10 protein-coding genes are annotated in these 17233 nt (G+C 48.2%); 7 read left to right on the top strand and 3 right to left on the bottom strand.

All coding sequences use genetic code 11. The features are described 5' to 3' along the window. Positions 1–48 precede the first annotated feature (48 nt). On the top strand, positions 49–858 hold the full coding sequence (locus AAC022_RS17505) for a lysophospholipid acyltransferase family protein (RefSeq protein WP_339733139.1): 810 nt from the start codon (positions 49–51) through the stop codon (positions 856–858). Here the strand turns inward: AAC022_RS17505 and AAC022_RS17500 are convergent. Next, positions 818–5404, bottom strand: coding sequence for a putative Ig domain-containing protein (locus AAC022_RS17500; protein WP_339733137.1), 4587 nt, complete (start codon positions 5402–5404; stop codon positions 818–820). The two genes, AAC022_RS17505 and AAC022_RS17500, sit on opposite strands and share 41 nt — an antisense overlap. A gap of 315 nt (positions 5405–5719) precedes the next feature. Between AAC022_RS17500 and AAC022_RS17495 the strand changes: the two genes are divergently transcribed. The 5 genes from AAC022_RS17495 (at position 5720) to AAC022_RS17475 (ending at position 11728) form a co-directional block, all read left to right on the top strand. Continuing rightward, entirely contained in the window at positions 5720–6436 is a 717-nt protein-coding gene (locus tag AAC022_RS17495) for a pyridoxine 5'-phosphate synthase (RefSeq protein ID WP_339733135.1), read from the top strand. Positions 6437–7104: 668 nt separating this feature from the next. Further along, complete coding sequence (glnA, locus tag AAC022_RS17490; RefSeq protein ID WP_339733133.1) at positions 7105–8517, top strand: type I glutamate--ammonia ligase; 1413 nt, start codon at positions 7105–7107, stop codon at positions 8515–8517. Between the two features lie 359 nt (positions 8518–8876). Beyond that, positions 8877–9320 carry an Hsp20/alpha crystallin family protein gene (locus AAC022_RS17485; RefSeq protein ID WP_339733131.1) on the top strand — a complete coding sequence of 148 codons (444 nt, stop codon included), beginning with the start codon at positions 8877–8879 and terminating at the stop codon, positions 9318–9320. Positions 9321–9893: 573 nt separating this feature from the next. Continuing rightward, positions 9894–10709: an HAD-IIA family hydrolase gene (locus tag AAC022_RS17480; RefSeq protein WP_339733129.1), complete on the top strand. Its 816-nt coding sequence runs from the start codon at positions 9894–9896 to the stop codon at positions 10707–10709. A gap of 227 nt (positions 10710–10936) precedes the next feature. Then, positions 10937–11728 (top strand): phosphoadenylyl-sulfate reductase, encoded by a 792-nt coding sequence (locus AAC022_RS17475; RefSeq protein ID WP_339733127.1) that lies wholly within the window; start codon positions 10937–10939, stop codon positions 11726–11728. A 6-nt stretch (positions 11729–11734) separates the two neighbouring features. Here the strand turns inward: AAC022_RS17475 and AAC022_RS17470 are convergent, their stop codons facing one another. Beyond that, positions 11735–12640, bottom strand: coding sequence for an endo alpha-1,4 polygalactosaminidase (locus AAC022_RS17470; RefSeq protein WP_339733124.1), 906 nt, complete (start codon positions 12638–12640; stop codon positions 11735–11737). Positions 12641–12806: 166 nt separating this feature from the next. On the opposite strand from AAC022_RS17470, the gene AAC022_RS17465 reads away from it, so the two are divergent. Then, on the top strand, positions 12807–14312 hold the full coding sequence (locus AAC022_RS17465; RefSeq protein ID WP_339733122.1) for a sulfatase-like hydrolase/transferase: 1506 nt from the start codon (positions 12807–12809) through the stop codon (positions 14310–14312). A 12-nt stretch (positions 14313–14324) separates the two neighbouring features. Here the strand turns inward: AAC022_RS17465 and AAC022_RS17460 are convergent, their stop codons facing one another. Continuing rightward, positions 14325–17225, bottom strand: coding sequence for a PQQ-binding-like beta-propeller repeat protein (locus AAC022_RS17460; protein WP_339733120.1), 2901 nt, complete (start codon positions 17223–17225; stop codon positions 14325–14327). Between the last annotated feature and the right edge of the window lie 8 nt (positions 17226–17233).

The following is a 17233-nucleotide window of genomic DNA, read 5'->3' as shown; positions in this document are numbered from 1 at the left end:
GTATTCCGTGTTTCGTATCTTACATCTTGTTTTGCATGAATCTTGATTATGAATCCAGAAGCAGCCGGCATCCTGACGCTCATTTTTTATGCATTAGTCGTATTAACGATTATTGTTTATCAAGCGGTGAAACTTCCAGACGGATGGCAGGCTTGGGTTTTATTTGTGATTGCGCGTGTTTATGCTCCGAGTATGTGGCACGTCAGAGCAAATCGTCGTTGTCCCTTTCCAGGCGATTCGGCCGCCATCATCGTTGCCAATCATCGCAGCCCTGCTGATCCGCTGATTCTGTGGTATAACTCTCATTTGGGAAATTCCAAGAAAATAAAACGCTGTATCAGTTTCTTGATGGCACGCGAATATTACGAACTTCCAGGTATCGTTGGCTGGATCTCCCGATCTATGCAATCGATTCCTGTTGACCGGAATGGTAAAGATGTCGCCCCTGTTCGCGAAGCACTTCGCAGGTTAAAGCAGGGGAAATTGATCGGCGTCTTTCCCGAGGGAGGCCTTCAGGAAGGACGCTCCATTGCACACGCGAACTCGGGGATTGCGTTTCTGGCATTGCGTTCCCGAGCCCCCGTGTATCCGGTTTATATTAATAATTCTCCCGGCGGTAAAAATATGATGGAACCGTTTTACTCGTTTACGAAGACATCTCTTGTTTACGGCGATCCAATTGATCTTTCAGCATATTATGACCTCCGTGCCTCGAAAGAAGTCCTGGAAGAAGTCACCACTCTCATGATGCAGAAACTTGCCGAACTTGGTGAAACCGAATATCTGGGAAGCCCTTCCTCTGACGAGAAAGAACAGCTTATCCAAATGCCAGCAGATCATTATCGTTCAGCGAACTGAAAAACTGATCGGATTTCTGAGAACGTTCCTGATTGTGATGAGCACGAACATTCTCGGCAGGTAGGCGGCGGATGCCGGGCGAGAGGGTCGGTTTCCTTACCCCAGACGATTCGTGTTGATGTCCCAGCTGGTGTTCTAATTCATGATAAATTGTCGTCAGTAGATCAATCCGCCGGGCAGCTTGCGAATTAGTGCGAGCCTTCCATTCTGATGCGCCTGAAGTATGAAATTCAGAGTGAGTCCATGGGGTGTTGTCCACAAACCATCCATGACCGGCTGCAGAGACATCAATCAGAATTGTACCCGGCATTGCTTTGGCTAAGGTCTTCCCGGGAAGATCTGCAAGTTCGATTTTTGTGTTCTTGAGTACCTGGTATTTCTCCGGTGAAACAGACTCCGAATAGGCTTGGATGGCTGCCTGCGCGGTCGAAGTCGCTTGTTCTATTGTGAGTGGCGTTGCCACTTGTTGTTGTAATTGAGGCATCGATCCCGCGATCAGGTTTTGTGAAATCCAGGCATTCGGGAAATTCGGAGGGAGTGTCACATTGGAATCGTTCGATTTCGATTTACCATAATTAGAGATCAACAAGACCAAATCTCTAAAATTTACGCTTCCCGACTGGTTATAATCCATGAGCCAGGCCTGCGGTACATTCGCATTGGAGCTACTTTTTCCATAGGCGTTTATGAGTACGAGCAGATCGCGAAAATTGATCGCATCATCATCGTTCGCATCATAGGGGACAGCCCAGAATTCTGCTTCCGCGACATTAACTGCTCCCATTTGGCTCCCGGTCTGATCGGTCAGTTGGAATTCCGGTTGCTCAATCGCAAAACCAGCCTGATAAGGACCAATGCTCTGGGTTTCGTCATCAATGCTGACCTGATCATTGTCGGTCGGCGTGAATTCAATCCGAACAAGCAATATAAACTGATCATCGCCGGCATCGCTCAGGTTTGTGCTGGCTGAGATGCCTCGAATCGTTCCGCTTGCATCATCAATTTCTCCCGACTGGCCTTCTGTAAATGCGGCACCATACTCAATACTTGTTGCCGTTGTGTATTCGGTATTGTAATTCAGATTGAAGTAAAACGTCTCAATGCCGGTGTCTGAGCCGGTGTCTGACGAATTCGAAATACTGCCCCAGACTTCGACCCAATACGTTTCCCATTCATGAAGAAAACTGGCACTTTCAGCTAGTGTGGGGGTTTCTCCATTCTCAGAGGTAGCACTGGGAGATTTGACAACGCTCAGATCATATTGTGTAAAGAGAAGCGGACTGACGTTTAATTGGAACGAACTGCTGGCTTCGAGACCTGCCAGATCTGTGGCTGTGATCACAATGTCGTAGATGCCAGCATCACCGATGCCGGGAGTCCCACTCAGTTGTCTTGTTTCGGCATTGAAAACAAGCCACTCTGGTAATACGGCGTCTCCGGACAGCATGGCAGCTAATGTGAGTTGATCTCCGTCGATTGCATTGGCATCAGAAAAGAGGTCGTTCACATTCAGTAAGAAGGGAGTCCCTTCTTGAATATCTTGATCCAAAATGGTCCCGGCGACGGGAGCAACATTGGTAAAATCGTTGTCGAGGATCAGGCCTGTCGCCAGGCTGACTTCTCCCAAAACGTAATGGTCATCATCCAGCAGCTGGATTTCGATGGATTCATCCTCTTCGTCGATGAGGTCTTCCAGAATACTGACGATGAGTGTCGTCGAAGTTTCATTGGCCAGGAACGTGATTTCACCCGTCAAATTATTAAAATCATCATCGGGTGTGGCTGTTCCAGAAATTTCATAGTTTACAGTCAGAGGTTGATCGAGTTGGTCTTCGCTACGAGTGAGTACGAATTCCAGAGTAGAGGTACCAAGTTCCTCCACCTCCGAAACAGGCGATTCAATATTGACTACCGGTACAACGTCGTTATCGTTAATAAAGTCGAGAATCGACTGGTATTCATAGGATTCTTCCAGGGGTTGGTCCATCGTATGTAACAAGCCCCAGTCACCCCAGCGAGCGGGTGCTCCACCGCCTGTGAAGGTAAATTGATTATATAGATCCACGCCAATTTGCTGTGAACCGTTTAACAGAGTCTGATAGACATCATACATTCGAGGACTGAGTGAAGCTTCATGGGCCGCATCCTGGGCAGGTGTGTTATAGGCACTGGGGTGAGAACCTCCTTCGTATGTCACCAGGTCAATCTCACGCCCCAATATCTCTGAGTACTGATTTGCTATAGCCTGATGTTCTGCCAGATGTCCCAGGCTCCAGGGGACAGATACTTCCAAAAGTGAATCAATGATATCGTCTGCTGTGGTAAATTCATCAAAAGTCGCGAGTTGATCCTGACGAAGACCCGCATATGCGGTTACCGAGATGGCGTCGAAATTCCCATCCATAGATGCTAATAGACTTGCCAGAACATTGGGGTTGGCCTGCTGGCCGGCGACAACCCGAACCAGTCGGTCTTCCTGCCCGGCGAAGACGTCCTCCCAGATGGCAAAATCTTCCTGTATCTGACTAGCCGAAAATTCAAATCGGTTCATTCCGGCGTTTTCCGGCAGCGTGAGTTGTTCCTGAATCCAACGACTGGCATCAAATCCATTGGCAAAGTTCCAGATTTCATTTGACCATTCAACATAAATCGTCAATTCCGGATCGAGAGTATCTCGTACCAGTTCTGCAAAATTACGTACGAAACTTTCATCAGCCTGATGAGGCATATTAAACCAGGCATTTGCATCCAGGGTATTAGAAAGCTCAATCATATATTCGGGAGCAATGCCATTATGGAAATCATCTCGATCACTACCAGCGAAATAGGTCGCATCAGAGAGTTGAGCACGATCGTCCCAGGTGACAACGTCAGAGAGGTTGGCCTCCATCCAGTCCATAAACCGAAGTGTTTCAAAAGGCTCTAGACGTTCCAGGAACAGGGGATGAAATGGTGAAAAAGACTCTCCCGGTTGCCAGTCCTGCCCGACAAAACTTTGTCCGTTATACTCAGGCATCCAGAGATTGAAGTTTCGGAAGTAATTGGCTGGATTGATGTCTAGAACTCGTAGTCGCGCATTCTGGTTTTCTGCTAAATCCAGCAATGCATAATTTCTCCCCTCGGGAGTCACTCCCTGTTCGATCACACCAGGTAGCAATACCAGTGCTTCACCATCCCATTCTGCACGGTAAATTCCGGCTGGATTTACATTTCCCGTAAGAATAGGAGAAATATACTGTTGGATAATCGTCTGACCTAACTCATTCACGGTCTGGTGAGTTTCCATCGGCCAGCCATTTTCATCTAATTCCAGATCGAACAGAGTTGATCCCGAGATTGATTCGTTGGTTTCCAGGTTCAGGCTGACATTATTCCAGGAACGCATGGTGTGAGCCATGTCTATAAAAGTCCAGGCGGAGTTCCAGTCTGCAATACTCGCCAGATTCATCCCGATCTCCATCGGAGAATCTGTGGTCGGGTTGATAGGGGCTGGGGAATTTACGTTGTCGCCCAGGAATGATAGTAATTGTGAATCAGAAGCGAGTAAGCCCAGATTTAATCCCTGTAAGGATTCCGGAATTTCAGGTCGATCAAACTGAATGTACTCGAATCCTGCGATCAGATCCGGCTGAAAGGGGACGTCTGGTGTCGGATCAAGCCCTCCCGGCTGCAGTATATTGTTGTTTTGGTCAAACGGGACATAGTCATTTGCTTTTTCCCAGTCAGTATAAGTTACCATGCCGACCTGAAGCGTTTCGGGTAAATCAGATCGAGGAATACGTCTATTAAGTACCCATTCCTCACCGGGAAATTGATAGAGCGTAAAGACAGTGTCCCCAATACGGGCGATCTGCAGGTTGATGATGGAATTGTTACCCATATCTTGCAGTACGAGATTAGAATCGCTGTTTCGAGTCGTTTTCGTTTCCATTTGAAATTGATCCCCCGAACTTCCCCAGCCGAGAGAAAGGAACACATAGTTCTCGCCATTATTGGTTCCGTCATCTGCCTGCGATCCCAAGCTCCAGTCTACTTCGGGGTTTACAATGTTCCGCGGGGTACGAATCATGAGCCCCGCGAGTGAAAACTGCGATCCGTCAGGTACATCGTCCAGATCGTTGTCACCAATATCGTCACGATCTCCGATTTGTACTTGTGTTGTAACGACAAAGTCACCTGTGAGTTCCTTGTAAACTAAGGGGCCGCGGTAATTTTCAAACCAGACAGTCGTATGAGGGGCAAGCACCATTTTTCCCTCTTGTGTGTCATCAATATTCCAGGTTTCCAGTTGGTCAGCATCCCAGCCTTCGGTTTCGTAGATTCGTTGCCAATTGGCAATCGTGGCGGCATCTTCAAAGTCATCGCTCAGGTCTGTCAAATCGTCGGCTGCCAATAATTGTCGCTCTTCCAGGTTTTCTGTTCGAACAATGGAATAACTCGCTGCTTTTCGGCTCCGCCGCACAGAACGGCTCGTATTCTGAAACAGGTTTTGGCAGTTACAGGTGATAAAACGCTGGTAGAATTTGCTGGATTTATTGAAAAACATGGGCATCTCACTGCTGAATTGAAGTTGCGAATCAGTTGGAAACAGGGAACTGGATACTTGATCCTTAAGTGATTCGTCAGTGAGTGCTAAAATGCGACAAAAGAGTTCCATTTAGTTTTGAAAATAAAATGATTGCCTGAGATTCCCGGAGTCCTGTTCTGGATATTCTCTCAAAAACCAATAATATATGTTTTATCCTTTTGAGATTTGTGAGAACTAATTTGGAGTTTGATTGTCGAGAAAGCGTGACTTCGTCTCATATTGTTCTCTGGTGAGTAATCTCGAACCCAATTCTGTTTAGAAAGAATATCTGCCATGCCAGGTCTGGGCGTTAATATTGATCATGTAGCCACCGTTCGACAGGCCCGTTTAACCTATGAACCGGACCCGGTATGGGCCGCAGTTCTGGCGGAATTAGGCGGCGCGGATGGCATTACGTTGCATCTCAGAGAAGATCGGCGTCACATACAGGATCACGATCTCTATACAATGAAGAAGACGGTTCAAGTGAAATTGAATCTGGAAATGGCAGCCGAAGAAGAGATGACCGCGATTGCACTGGAAGTGCGGCCTGATCAGGTTTCGCTGGTGCCGGAAAAGCGGGAAGAATTGACGACAGAAGGTGGTCTGGATGTCATCTCAAACCTGGAACGCGTCAAAGTATGCGTGCACAAACTGCAGGAAGTCGGCATCGAAGCCAGTCTGTTTATTGATCCTGATCTGGACCAGATTGCTGCCGCAAAAAAACTGGGCGTGCATGCGGTCGAGTTGCATACAGGCCGTTATGCAGACGCATCTTCGTCTGATGAGCAGCAGCAGGAATATGAAACACTCCTCAGGGCATCTGAGTTTACGGTTGAGCAAGGTCTGAAGCTGCATATGGGACATGGATTAACCTATCGCAATGTGACAAAGATTGCAGCGATCCCCAATGTATGTGAATTGAATATCGGGCACAGTATTATCTCTCGCGCTGTCTTGGTGGGAATGGAGCAGGCGGTGCGTGAGATGAAAGCATTGGTCTCAACGTAAGCAACTGCCAGAACAGGCGATGATCCGCAAATCGCGGCGCTTTTGTGCGATACCTGTTTTACCTGCGAAGGATTAGATCTGAGTTGTATTCGATCATTATAAAGCGACCTGTTTAACAGGGTTCGCTAATCGTTAATCCTCTCAAATTCTATTTGTTTGTCAGGAGTTAGGGAATCTCAAATCCGGCGAGGAGATTTATGATGAGAGAGCAGCCTGACAGTAGATTTCTGCTGATTTTTTCGTTACGGTAGTATTCTATCGAACAAGATGTACCGGCTGAGAATTCCGTCAAGATCGTGCGTGGCTGCATCTTGTGCCTATGGGTTTCAGTATGGTTGCGATCTCCTGCAATCGCTGTTGGTTCCAACCAATCTACTTTGACTCATGATGACTTTATGTGACCAGGGAAGTGTGAGTTTCATTTCTGAATTCACTTCATCGGATGAGGGATCTAGAGAGACTCATACGAATATCAGGTAAAGGAACGAGTGTTCTGAAGACGATGGCCGTTTTCAACAGCTTGCTTTTTCAGATACGGGAACAGGTTTATTTTCCGTCACTCACTTTACTTGGACTTATTGTAGATATGATCGGTTCTTCGCAGGACAGGGTATGACGGGCCTCTTTACCTGCTGTTTCACTCTGACATTTAAGAGGAGCAAATTGCGATGACTCCCAAAGACTTTTTTGCTTTTGCAGAAAAAAATGGCGCAAAGATGGTCGACTTAAAGTTTACCGACATCTTTGGTTCCTGGCAGCATTGTTCGTACCCCATCAGTACCTGGGACGAAGGTACCTTTGAAGATGGTGTCGGTTTTGACGGATCTTCGATTCGTGGCTGGCAGCCGATTGACAGTTCAGACATGCTGGCTGTACCGGATCCCTCGACGGTTAAACTGGATCCCTTTTTCAATAAACCGACCGTCAGTGTTTTGGCTGACATTGTCGATCCGATTACTAAAGAAGACTATAACAAAGACCCCCGTGGTGTCGCTAAAAAAGGTCTGGCTTACCTGAAGCAGACCGGGATCGCAGACTCCTGTTTTATCGGGCCGGAACCAGAATTCTTTATCTTTGATGACGTACGATATCTCTCAAATCAGAGAGGCGCCATGTATGAAATCGATTCTTCAGAAGCGGCCTGGAATACAGGTAAGTCTGAAGGGGGAAACCTGGGTCATAAAGTCGGATACAAAGGGGGCTATTTCCCTGTATCACCAATCGACAGCTATGGCGACCTGCGTGCTGAAATGGTTGAAGAACTGCAAAATGTCGGCATTGTGGTTGAAGCACATCACCACGAAGTGGCGACTGCCGGTCAGTGTGAAATTGATATGGAATTTTCACCACTGCTCCTGATGTCAGACCAGTTTATGTGGTACAAGTACATCATCAAGAATGTTGCCAAACGCAATGGCAAAACTGTGACCTTCATGCCGAAACCTGTTTTTGAAGACAATGGTTCCGGTATGCATACTCATATCTCTCTCTGGAAAGGTGGAGATACATTGATGTACGGCGATGGCTATGCAGGTTTGAGCGAACTGGCGCTGCATGCCATTGGTGGTATCCTCAAACACGGCCGCGCTTTGATTGCACTGTCGAACCCGACCGCCAACAGCTTCCACCGTCTGGTGCCAGGCTTTGAAGCTCCTGTGACCCTGGCAATGAGTCAGCGAAATCGGTCTGCTTCCTGCCGCATTCCCATGTATTCCAACAGCCCTAAAGCGAAGCGGGTTGAGTTCCGTTGTCCTGATCCCACTGCCAATGGTTATCTCAGCTTTACCGCTCTGATGATGGCGATGATTGACGGTATTCAGAATAAGGTTGACCCTGGTGAGCCATTGGATCGTGACATTTATGACATGACTCCAGAAGAGTTGGCCGAAACCAATGTTGCTCCCAAATCTTTGGATGAAGCATTGATTGCTCTGGAAGAAGACAGCGACTTCCTGACTGCTGGCGACGTCTTTAGCGAAGATTTGATCAGCTCCTTCATTAAGCATAAGCGAACTGAAGAGTTGGATCCGATTCGCTTACGCCCTCATCCTTATGAGTTTGATCTCTACTATAACGCGTAAGTGTGATTAGCTTAGCGTTCTTGAATACGCGATTTAACTCGCAGTAAATCAGTTGGTTTGCTGCGAGTTTTTTTACGTCTGGATAACGGTGGTGCCAAAATGGCACCTTCGCGGCAATCGGAGAGTGTGCCAAAACGGCATCTCTTTGAGGTGGTTTTGTGTTGCAGGGTAAATGGATCGAGTGTTTATTCGGACGGTAAGTTGTTTAATAGTAATTGATTATGGGGGAATTGTTTTTGTGGTTGCTAAATATGGCATGCTGTGTGCTATGTCATAGGTTACTCAGGACTGAGTGAGAAACAAAACTTGAGGCCTTGAAACTAAAATAATGTCGGCGATTATTCTAAGGAGCAAATTTCATGTTAAGAACACGTACACACAAATTAGGATTCCCTTTTTCTGCCAACCTTCGTTCTGATTTAGATGATGCGTTCGATCAATTGTTCGGAAAGTCATTTCCGGGTGTCGAAGGCGCTTATTCTCCCCTCTCGGTCTGGGAAGAGGATAGTAAGTATCATGTTGCTCTGGATGTGCCGGGGATGAATAAGGATGAGCTCTCATTGGATATTCAAGATGGTCATCTGATTCTGACAGGAGAAAGAAAGTCGGTCGAAGGCCGTGAATATCTGCATAATGAACGCCGCTATGGCAAGTTCAAACGTGTTGTCCAGCTACCAGACTGGGTCGATCCGGGTTCAGTGGCAGCAACACTGGATGCAGGTGTGTTGACTGTAGTCTTGGAGAAAAAGCTGGAAATGCAACCCAAGCGGATTGAGATCCAGGATGTAGCTAAGTCGGAATGATGTGGGAAGGCACTCTCCCATCTTGAAAAATTGTTGGTTGCGGCCTCGGTTGTCTAAGACTTAGACAGCCGGGGTTTTTTATTAGCGGGCTCTGGAAATCAGCCTGCCTGCTCTGTTTGTTCCCGCATCGGTTCGTGTCTATTTCCTGTGCAGCTTCGCTTAAATGCTAAGTCTATCGCGATGCGTGTGTGTGAGGTCTTGATAAAGATTTCATGGTTTTTAGATCAATCCTGATTACGAAGAAAACTAGAAACGTCAGATAGGCAAACGGGTTACGGATATGATGAAGCTTGTCTGATTGTGTCAGCGGATCAAGTCCGGCACAGCAATTGCGAAGTCCCTCTGGTATGTTTTGTTTTAAATGCGCTAAAACGCTTCAGCAGATGCAAATCAAAATGAATTGTTCTAATGGTCAATTTGGAGTTCAAAAATAGACAGCACCCTGGTCTGTAGTTAACAGACAGTCTTCCATGACCCGATTCAAACACTGAATCTTTCAGTGAGCGCTCCAGCATCTGAAGATATCCCACATGAGTTCCGACTCAAATTTTATTAATTCAAGGACCGAAAGCGATGTTACCAGGATACTTGATTGACATGGATGGTGTCATTTACAGAGGGACTGACCTGATTGCAGGGGCAGTCGATTTTATCAATGAATTAAAGAAGCGCGATCTGCCTTTTATTTTTTTAACGAATAACAGCCAGAGAACCCGCCGCGATGTAGTCACAAAATTGTCTCGCATGGGAATTACGGTTGGAGAAGAGCATATCTTTACCTGTGCCATGGCGACCGCTCGATTCCTGGCGCAGAGTAAACCCAACGGGACGGCATATGTCATCGGAGAGGGTGGCCTGTTACATGCACTCCACCGCAACGGATATTCGATCGTCGATCATGATCCCGATTATGTTGTCGTAGGCGAAGGCCGATCGATGAATTTTGAGATGATCGAAGCCGCGGTACGCATGATTGAAAACGGGGCAAAACTCATTGCCACAAATATGGACCCGAACTGTCCTACGCAAAATGGTCTCAGGCCAGGCTGTGGAGCGATTGTGGCTATGTTGGAAGCGGCTACGAAGAAAAAAGCCTTTAGTGTAGGAAAGCCGAGCCCCGTCATGATGCGAAGTGCTCGACAGGAATTGGGGATTTCTTCCGCTCAGACCACCATGATTGGCGACACAATGGAAACGGATATTCTGGGAGGCGTGGAAATGGGCTATCGTTCTGTGCTGGTGCTCTCAGGAGGAACTGCGCTGACTGATCTCAATTATTACGCCTATCAGCCAGATCTGGTGGTCGACAGCATTGCCGATCTGAACAAAGAGGAATTCTTTCAGCTGGAAGATTCTCGTTTTCCCAAGGTGGAACGTCTACTGGCCTGATTTTCCAACTGTCCTGAAACGGTTTGGAGTGAATCGTGATCAATTTCACCCTGTTTGAGCTAGAACCCGTTCTTGCGCGCATTGAGGTATTCTTGGTGGTTCGTTACAATTCCTGAAAATAATGTGGTCAAAGTCGATTTCGCACTACATTTGCAGGAATATGTTTCAAATTCAGCGATTTTCTCTTCGCATTAACGCTGGGGAAATATCGCAGCAGGAATACTTGAATGGCACGTCTGACTCAAGCCGATTTAGCAGATCTTAACGAAGCATTTGAAGAACGAACTCCTCTTGAGCTGATTCATTGGGCTCAGGAAATGTTTGGTACCAGACTGGCAGCATTGTCGTCAATGCAGCGTGCGGGTTGTGTCGTTGCTCATATGCTCAGCCAGATCAAAGCGGATCTTCCGATTCTGTTTGTCGATACCGGTGTCTTGTTTCAGGAAACTCTGGATACGCGAGATCGACTCGTCAAGGAGTACGGCTTAAAGATCGTCACTCTGGAACCAGCTCAGACCATACAGGAACAGACTGACGAACGGGGAGTCTTGTACCTTTCGGTTGAAGGTCAGGAGCAGTGCTGTGATTTGCGAAAGACACAACCACTGCTTCAGGTCGCCGACCAGTACGATGCGTTGATTGGCAGTCTGCGTCGTGCCGATGGAGGGCAGCGTGCCAATGTGCCGATTCTGGCGATTGATCCCGCCATGAATTGTCTGCGTGTGAATATCCTGGCAAGCTTATCCAAGGATGAATTTCAAGCCTATCTCAATGAGAATCAGGTCATCACAAATCCGCTTCATAAGCAAGGCTATCCAACCATCGGCTGCAATCGGTGCACGACGCCTGTCATGGAAAGCGAACCGAATCGCGCCGGGCGTTGGCGGCACCTGGGACCCTGGTCACAGTATTGTGGTATTAACCCGACTGATGTTTCCGGAAAACAGTCGCCCGCCATCGACTTATCTCAGGATCTGGTAGATCGAGTACTGGGACGCGAAACCGACTTTATGATTTGAGGCTTTTCATTCAGAATTGGCTTCCTGTGTCAGTTCCTCATGCAGCTTCATATTTGAACTTCCCCAGGCAGGAATGAACCCCGCAGCGCGGCTGTTCTGAAAGAATTGCTTCCGGTCAACTGCCGAGTCGGCATACCCTAACGTGAATACCGAAGTAAAACCGTTTTTTCGAATCTGGATCATGTCCCGTTCTTTACTGGCAATCCAGGCACTGGAATCAGTGTAGGCCCCCGACCAAAGTAATCCATCCGGGTTATTTGGGTGAAAATGTGCGAGATCCAGACCGGGGATAAAAACACCGGTGGCATCGCCCACGAAAACGTTTTTTCCAATCAAATTCAGGCCTCGGTTTTGCATGACAAATTTTTCTGGTGCCATTGCTTTGATCATTCGAATCAGACCGATCATCACTTTAACACTTTCCGCCCGTCTCGAAATCGGCCACTCCTTTCGGTTGATATACAGATCGCAGGTGTCCACAGCATCCAGAAACAGACCATCAACATTCTGATTATAGATACGTTTGATTCTTTGTATCAGAAATTCGCGCCAGATAGACTCCGTCACATCAATTCGCAAGGCTTCAAACTTTTGATTTTTCTCCAGGATCATGTTGTCCAATGTTTTGGAGACATTGCGATCTTTTAGATATTGTTCAAAATTCGCTCTTTCCAGATGTCCCAGTGCGCCAATGCTAATGTAGGCAAGGACTTTGGAACCTGCCTGACGGCTGCTGTTTACAATTGCGGAAATTTGTTCCTTACTCAGGTTGCGCAATTCAATCACGACAACCTGACCTTTTCGCATTCGCTGTTGCATCGTGTCCAGAATTTTGGAATCGTTACCATAGTAAAGTTGAAGCCCGGTCGGCGTGAATGCTTTTTCTTCAGCTCTCAAGCTTGATTCGGTCATCGTTGTGTTCAAACTGCATATGATGATCAACAAGAGGTGTAAAACAAGTTTCATTAAGGCGGCCCTTGAGTCAGTGAATTGTGTTTCCTTGAGTGTGTTTGTTATTCTAAAGGAAGTGATCAATGTACTAAAGCTATTTTCTATTATTTCACCAAGAAGACCAGCTATGAATCGAGATCAGATGCAACAGAGTAGTCGTCAAATTGTCAGGGGTCTGTCACTGGTATTGAGTTTCTGGCTACTGTCAAGCCTCTGCTTGAGTGCTGCAGAAGCACCTCCCAACATTGTATTGATCGTCAGTGATGACCAGGGATATCAAGATTTGGGTTGCTTCGGCAGTCAGGAAGTCATCACGCCCCATCTCGACCGGTTAGCAAAAGAAGGTGCCAAGCTCACCAACTTCTATGTCACCTGGCCAGCCTGTACACCCAGTCGAGGCAGTTTGTTGACAGGCCGCTATCCACAGCGAAATGGTGTTTACGACATGATTCGCAACGAAGCACCCGACTACGGCTACAAGTACAAACCTGAAGAGTACGAGGTCAGCTTCGAACGCATTGGTGGTATGGATGTGCGTGAAAAATTGTTGCCTCAGTTATTAAAACAGGCCGGCTATGTCAGCGGAATTTATGGCAAGTGGGATCTGGGTGTGCATAAACGCTTCCTGCCTCTGGCACGGGGCTTCGATGACTTCTACGGATTCAGTAATACCGGCGTCGATTATTTTACGCACGAGCGTTACGGCGTGCCTTCCATGTTTCGCAACAATCAACCGACCGAAGAGGATAAAGGCACCTATTGCACTTACCTGTTTCAACGAGAAGCCGTTCGGTTTGTGAAAGAGAATCATCAAAAGCCATTCTTTCTCTATCTGCCGTTCAACGCACCGCATGGTGCATCCAGTCTCGATCCCCGTATCCGCGGCGGTGCTCAGGCTCCGGAGAAATACAAAAAGATGTATCCGCATTTAAAGGATACACTGGTTAAGAAGAAAAAAACGGGTCGCTATGAATATCGGGAAACTCCCAAGGGACCGGCCATCAAGCAAGGCGTTTCTCCCAGTAAACGACGACTGGAATACGTCGCCTCCATCACCTGCATGGATGATGCGATTGGCGAGGTTCTGGATCTGCTCGACGAATATAAAATCGCCGACAATACCATTGTCGTTTTCTTTTCCGATAATGGAGGCGGAGGTGGTTCCGATAATTCGCCGCTTACAGGCAAAAAAGGGATGATGTTCGAAGGCGGAATCCGTGTTCCCTGTCTCGTACGTTACCCGAAAAAAATCAAAGCAGGCACCGTCAACGAAGGCCTGCTGACTTCGCTGGAACTGGTTCCGACCTTCCTCAAAGAAGCCAATTTGCCGCTGCCCAAAGACATTGTCATTGACGGTTACGATATGCTGCCGACACTGATGGGGCAGGCTGATTCTCCACGAAAAGAAATGTACTGGCAACGCCGGGCTGATATAGCCGCGCGGGTCGGCAACTGGAAGTGGTTGGAATCGGCAAAAGGAAATGGCCTGTTTGATCTTTCAAAGGATGTGAGTGAAAAGCATGATCTTTCCAAAACACATCCCGAAAAACTGAAGCAAATGAAAGCCCACTTTGCTAACTGGAAAAAAGAGATGGCAGAGTCGGAACCGCGTGGTCCCTTCCGTGATTTTTAATCGACCACGGAATTACTCTTTTCTGAGTAATTCCGGTTTTCGGTTCGGTAACTCTACAAGCGTGTCCAAAGGCAGGCTGTTCTTGACCAGTTCTACACCACAAATCAGAGGTGTTCCTGCGCTGGCGGTAAAAGTCAGGTTCAGGTTTCCACTCAGCGAGATCTGAGGGAACTCGCGCACCAGGATCTTTTGTTGTGAATTTGTTTCGCGAAAAATATCGAGGTCTTTGATGAGCGGCTTCCCATCTAAGTTCACGCTGAAGACCCGTTTTTTCGGCGTAGAGAACTCAGGTTCTCGGAAATAAAGTCGCAGTGTGTAATCATCGGGTTTGATATTCTTCAGAGTGATCTGATCAACTCCGGTGATTCCAGATGCACCCACCCAAGGCCAGCCACGTCCCCCTTCGATCCACAAGGCATGTTCATAAAACGGCTGGATCGTTTTGGGTTGGGCAGCCAGTTCCAGTTCTGGGGAAGGACCACCGACACTGGGGACATCCAGCCAGAGTGTGCCTCGATGGGTCATGCGATCGCCGGGGGCACCAAAATTTAATCCGACTCGCTGCAGATCTTTGACCTCACTTTTGCCCCAGACCATCCATTGCTCGTGCGTCTCCGGCAATGAAATCAGCGAGAGGCCGACGGGGAGCGGATAACTACACGTGCATCCCTGAAAATAATAGGGGACGTTTAGCAGTCCGTTCGCAGGCACAATACTGTTCGTGCAGCCAGAGCGCGGGCCACTGATGTGGATCGTCCCACTCTCCACGCGTTTGTCATAAAAGGCAGCGGTTCCCGATCGCATGGTATAGAGGTAGCTGTAATCAACGCCGCCATCGCAACCATAACTTTTGGGAAACGCGCGGGGCTCTGATTTTCCTGTTAGCGGATTGGTGCGTTCTCCAATCACGGGTGGGGCAGGGCTCCAGTCATTTTTCTGATACGGGGGCCGATATTGGCTTGGTTGTTTTTGGTCTCGGTCCAGCGTCGGTAAATCTGCGACTAACGTTTTCGCCTCTGTTTCATTTAACTTTCTGCCAGTATAGACATCGGAAAATTGAGGCGCGAGCAGTTTATAGGGGGGACGGATTCCAGCCGGGTAACCCTGCCAGTACTTGGAATGGGAAATCATGACGCCGTCTACAAACTGTGGTTGGGGGGCGCGTTTAAAGTTGCCGACACTGTCGTCGTACCACAGAACACCCACCGGTGCTTTCACCAGTTCATCCGGACTCGACCAGCCGCCGGTATAGTTCGATGAGCCTGGAAGCGCGCCCACTTTCTCAAAAACCGTATATCCTTCTTTGCGGGAGATCCGTGCCTGAGATAAATTTTTGAATTCCTCTGCCAGTTTAGAGTGTGCTTGCTCCGTGCATTTTATCAGCAGACAGCCTCCATAAGGGCGGAGTGAGGGATAGAGTTTTGAAACCAGTTGTGAACAAGAATCGCTGCCTGACTGTTGTGGTTCCGAAGTGATGATCAGTTGCGCAAAATATGCCGGCAGTGCAAAGTCGTTCAAAGTGCCCGGAAGAAATGAGAGTTCCGAAGCCGACCTGCCTTTTGCATGATAAGCCTGGCGAAGCGTCGCGATTCGATCAGCGTTGGTATCCAATCCAATGACTTGCAGGCTCTTATGGCCAAGCAATCCTTGCATCAGCGTTTCATCAGGAATGCCTGCGAGGAAGACGTAACCGCCGGCAGCAAGACGATCCGAAATCACGGCTGGTGTGCCGGTAGATGTCGGAGCCGGATTACGTTTTTTAGGGTCAGTAATGGGAGAAATATAGGTCTGAGGTGCTTTTTTATCCGGGCCTAAACAGTAGAGACTTCCTTCCAGTGTGACAACGAATAATCGGTTCGCTGCCACGAGCAGGGAGTGGACTTTTCCGGTCACTCCCGGAATTGGTTTGTCATAAGCGAGCTGTTTTTGACCTGCCTGGATTTGTTGACGCAGGCCTCGTTTCCCATCAGGACCATAGTTTTGTCCGTTTTCATGGCGCGCGGAATTTACATCCCGGTCAAAGAGCAGTTCTGTTTTCTCAAGCTTCGTCTCACCGCGACGGGCTGCTTTGCCTGCAGTGGTGAACCATCCGCCAGGTGTGCGTCCTGGTTTCGGGAGCTCGAACTGAATGAGTTCTCCGGTCGCTTTATTGAGTCGGGCGGGGAACGCCGTTCCGCAGGGGACAATCAATTCATTTTCGGAAATCACGAGATAACCCTGAGGAGTCACCCCCCCAAACGCCTCGGCGGCATGCGGGTGTTGTCCATAAATAAAGCCCAGCCGATCATTGACCCACTTCGTGGCGCCCGTCTTTGTATCCAAAGCATAGATGAAGACGCCTTCAAACGGCCAGACCCCTGCTGCGAAATAAATGGTGTCGTTTTCAATGACAGGACCCCCGCGGACCGGCCAGACCGAAGTCAGACGACGGTTGCCGAGAATCAGTCGATTTGAAGGGACCGCTCGGAATTTCCATTGCAGTTTTCCCGTTTTTGCTGCAATCGAATACAGGCACCCATCGTCTGATCCAAAGTAGACCGAGTCGTTCCAGGCAACGGGAGCCAGACGAACGGGGCCATCAGTAAAGAACCGCCAGAGTTCCTTGCCAGATGCAACATCAATGGCCGTGACCGAATTGGAACTCGATGATCCATAAAACAGGATCCCGTTTTTAACGACGGGTTCATAGCCGATATCAAACTGCAACCGCGCATTCTTAAACGCTGGTTCAAGCGGAGGGAGTTGATGCACCCATTGAACATAAAGTGATTTTGGAAGGGTTTCTGTTGTGTGTGCCGATCGTTGTGGATTCATGCGCCACATCGGCCAATCACTGGCTTCGGCTGATCCCAACGGGAACTGGGTCAGCAGCAAGACGAACAGGATGATCGGGCGTAAACAGAGGTCGGACATTGGTCGCA

Origin of the sequence: uncultured Gimesia sp. (assembly GCF_963976445.1) — a bacterium.
Lineage (GTDB): Bacteria > Planctomycetota > Planctomycetia > Planctomycetales > Planctomycetaceae > Gimesia.
The sequence above is the reverse complement of the archived record's forward strand: the minus strand, read 5'-3'. Positions and strand labels throughout refer to the sequence as shown.